The sequence below is a fragment of the Leyella stercorea DSM 18206 genome (assembly GCF_000235885.1).
GTDB classification, from domain to species: domain Bacteria; phylum Bacteroidota; class Bacteroidia; order Bacteroidales; family Bacteroidaceae; genus Prevotella; species Prevotella stercorea.
The window spans coordinates 50,676-54,690 of record NZ_JH379387.1; the positions used below are offsets into that span (position 1 = coordinate 50,676).

Below are 4,015 nucleotides of genomic sequence, written 5' to 3' on the forward strand. Positions count from 1 at the left end.
GTTTTAGGGGGTGCACTTGTCTCAAGTGCACCCCCTTGCAAGTGCCTCTCCAAGTGCACCCCCTTAAAGTGCCCCAACCATGTAGACCGTTTGCATCCCACTAACGAAAAGAGCAGAACCTCGATATCGAAGTTCTGCTCTTTTCTGTTTTTATTGCTGTTAGTTGGAACTAATAGTGCGATTAAGCACGTTCCGCACCGACCGACGCAGACATCCGCACCGACCGACGCAGACATCCGCATCGACCGACGCAGACGTCCGCATCGACCGACGCGGATGCTTCAAGTTGCAATGTGCTTTTGTCAAAGCTCATCGCAATTCTGTAGTTCTTACCCTTCTAACGGTTCATTTCTATTCTCTGCATTTTAGGCAAGATGCGTGTCTTCGGGTTGAATGTGTACGGCGCGAAGCGCATTGTCACCACGTGCTCGCCGGTAGGAGTCTTGAACTGCGGCAGACAAGAGTCGCCACCGCACGAGTGGTTGCCGATGCCACGCTGCCAGAAGTCGAAGTGAGCGAACACCTGCTCGCTGCGTGTCAGGTCGTAAGGATGCTTGCCGCCGTAGAACACGTCGTAGTTGAACTGCTGGTCGTCGTAGTGAGAGAGCGAGAAGGCGAGCTGGCCTTCCACCTTCATGTTCAGTCCCACACCGTTGCCACTGTTCTTCAGCGTCATCTCGCGCAAGCCCTGACGGTCGCCCATGGTCTGCGGAGCCGACTGCTGCTCGAACATCTTGTCTACCGATGTGCGGTACCATCCGAGCAGCGAACCGCGCTGGCGGTCGATATAGTTGGAGCGCGGACCCTTAGCGTAGTAGAGTACGCTCTCGAAGCCCGGTGCGAACTGCATTGTGATGCCCACGCGGCGTGTCTCCTCCGACGAGTTGTTGAACGCTACGCGCATGTCCACCTCGCCGTTCGGATAGATGGTGTAGAGGATGTGGTGGGTGTCCTTGCCGTTAGATACGGCAGTCTCCACGAGCACGTTGTTGCCCTGCTTCTTCGGAGCCTTCACGAGTGTCTTCTGACCAGAGAGTGCACCCTCCTCCTTGTTCTCGTTCTCGGCTACACCGCCCGTTGCGCCGAGCGAGATGTTGTCGTTGGCGATGCGGCGGAAGCCGTTGAAGTCGGGACCTGCTGACGGCATAACAATCTGCTTGCCCTCGTATGTCCACTCGGCGATGGTGCCGTCGGTGTCGAACTTGATGCTGAAGTTCTTGCCCTCAACGCTGTTGCCCTTCACCTTCAGCTTGCCCTTCTCGCTGATTGCGGGCAGAGCGATGTGGTTGTGCTGCACGTATGTCGGGTCGGCTACCGACGGACAGTTGGCAGCTGCGTCTGCTGTGAGGCAGAACTGCTGTGCCGCAATCACGTGAGCGCGGTTTGCCCATGCGGTCTTGTCTTTAACTTTGAGCTTGAAGGTGATGATAATCTCCTTGTCAGCCGGCACGTTCACGTCGTACGGAATCTCCACTACGCAGGTCTCGCCCGGCTTGCACTGCAAGTCTTTCACCGTGCCGTGGGCCAGGTTGCTCTCTCCCTCGCCGCGTCCGCTGATGCTCCATATGAGCTGGTAGTTTCTCAGGTCGGTGAAGGCGAACTTGTTCTTCAGTGTGAGTTTATGATTAGCGAACGACACGAAGTCGACATCGCGGTAAACGTACCTCACCTCGTCGAGCTTAGCCGTCCACTCGCGTCCCGGAGTGATGATGCCGTTGCTCATGAAGTCGCCCTGGAAACCATAGTCGCCGCGGTTCATCTTTGTATAATCGTAGCCTGAGGTGTAGTAGGGTATACCAGTCTTTGGGTCGGTCAGTGGCTCGCCTGCCTTGATGCGGCGTGTGTCGTATATGCCCTGGTCCACCCAGTCCCAGATGCAACCGCCCACGATGCCGTTGCTGTTCTCTATCACGTCCCAGTACTCCTGCAGGTGGCCCACAGCCTGTCCCATGGCGTGAGCGTACTCGCAGATGAAGTAAGGCTTGTTGTTCAGTCCGTCGCGCTGCTCAACCACCTTGCTCACCACAGGGTACATATCCGAACCGAAGTCGGAGTACTTCTCGCCGTGGTTGTAGCCCTCGTAGTGAACCCATGCGTCGCGACGCGGCAGCAGACGCTTCACGCAGTCGTATGTAGCCTGGAAGTTGCAGCCGCCGCCCGACTCGTTGCCGAGCGACCAGAACACCACGCTCGGGTGGTTGCGGTCGCGCAGCACCATGCGCGCTGTGCGGTCTACGTATGCACCCTCCCACGACGGCATGTCAGAGATGCTCTGGTTGCCGTGACACTCCACGTCAGCCTCGTTCATGCAGTACAGGCCGTAGTAGTCGAACATGGCGTACATCTTCGCCTGGCGCGGATAGTGCGATGTGCGCACTGTGTTCACGTTAGCCTTCTTCATCAACTCCACGTCGCGCAGCATTGTCTTCACGTCGATAGCGTGACCCAAGAGCGGATGTATATCCTGCGTGTTCACGCCCTTGAAGTACACGCGCTTGCCGTTCACGTAGATGAGGTTGCCCTTCTGCTCCACGCTGCGGAAACCATACTTCGTAGAGAACACCATCTCCTCGCCTGCGTTGCCCATCTGGCGCACGATGACGGTGTAGAGCCACGGGTGCTCAGACGACCAGAGCTTCAGGTCCGTCAGACCATCGAAGTCTATAGAAACAGTCTTCTGCGCGTCCTTCGCTGTCAGCGCTACAGCCTGCAGCTTCTTCGCAACGAGCTGACCTGCGGGGTCGAGCAGCTCCACTTCGAGTGTCTTGCTTGCGCTCTGCTTCAGCGAGTTGTCTACGGTCAGCTCCACGTTCATAGAGCCTGCGGTGTAGCCTTCGCCGAGCTGTGATGTGATGTAATGGTCGCTTACAGCCACCTTAGGAGTAGCCATGAGGTACACGTCGCGGTGGATGCCGGCGAGGTGCCACATGTCCTGACCCTCAAGATATGAACCGTCCGACCAGCGGTACACGCGTACCGATACGTTGTTCTCGCCCTTGCGCACGAGTGCCGTCACGTCGAACTCGGCGTCGGTGTTCGCACCCTCTGAGAAACCGGCATACTTGCCGTTCACCCATACCACGATGGCGCTGCACGCTCCGTCGAAGTGGAGCACCACGCGCTTGTCCTTCTCCCAACCCTCGGGCAGATTGAATGTGCGGCGGTACGAACCCACAGGGTTCTTGTCGAAGTTGTCGTCCATCGCCTTGATGCGCGGCGGGTCGTTGTGGAACGGATAGCCCACATTATTATATACAGGCACATCATAGCCAGCCATCTCCCAGTTGAGCGGCACTTTGATGTTGTCCCAAGCCGATACGTCAGCGTTGTCGCCGTAGAAGTCCTTCTCCTCGGGCTTGCCCTGCTTCCAGTCGGCAGTGTAGCGGAACTTCCACTCGCCGTTGAGCAGCAGGTAGTCGGCACGCTCCGGCGTGAGCCACGGCTTGGCGTAGCACTTGTCGAGCATCATCTGCGATGTAGACGAGTAGGGTATGAACGTAGCGTGTGCCGGGAGCTTCTGGTCCTCAAACTTCTGCTCGTTCTCCACCCATGAGTCAACCACCTCGGCGATGTCCTTCGTTTCAACCGCATGGACTATCGTCGGCACGTTCTTCTTTGCCTGACGCTTCGCCTTGCGCTGTCCGTAGGCTGTGCCGCTGCATACCAATGCTGCAACAGCCACTAACAATAAAGTTTTCTTCATTTATTTAGGTTTTTTGATTTGTTTCCGAATTACTGCAAATTTACTACTAATTTGGGAGTCGTACAAATTTTTTAAAAAAAAGTTTAGTAAACTTGCGGTTGTATCAAAATTAATTTGTACCTTTGCACTCGCTTTTAAGACAAAAGCTGTCGGGTGGTTACCAGAGTGGCCAAATGGGGCAGACTGTAAATCTGCTGGCGATGCCTTCGGTGGTTCGAATCCATCACCACCCACAGAATAGCTGAAAGGTGTATCAACAATGTTGGTACACCTTTTTTCATTTAGGGGGTGCACTTTTAGGGGGTGCACTTG

At 55.9% G+C, this 4,015-nt stretch carries 1 protein-coding gene and 1 tRNA gene; one reads left to right on the plus strand and one right to left on the minus strand.

The window, feature by feature from the left end; genetic code table 11:
- Positions 1–337: 337 nt before the first annotated feature.
- Positions 338–3,703, minus strand: coding sequence for a glycoside hydrolase family 2 TIM barrel-domain containing protein (locus HMPREF0673_RS03405; RefSeq protein WP_007897978.1), 3,366 nt, complete (start codon positions 3,701–3,703; stop codon positions 338–340).
- 151 nt (positions 3,704–3,854) lie between these two features.
- Here HMPREF0673_RS03405 and HMPREF0673_RS03410 point away from each other — a divergent pair.
- Positions 3,855–3,936: transfer RNA gene (locus tag HMPREF0673_RS03410), tRNA-Tyr, on the plus strand.
- Positions 3,937–4,015 lie beyond the last annotated feature (79 nt).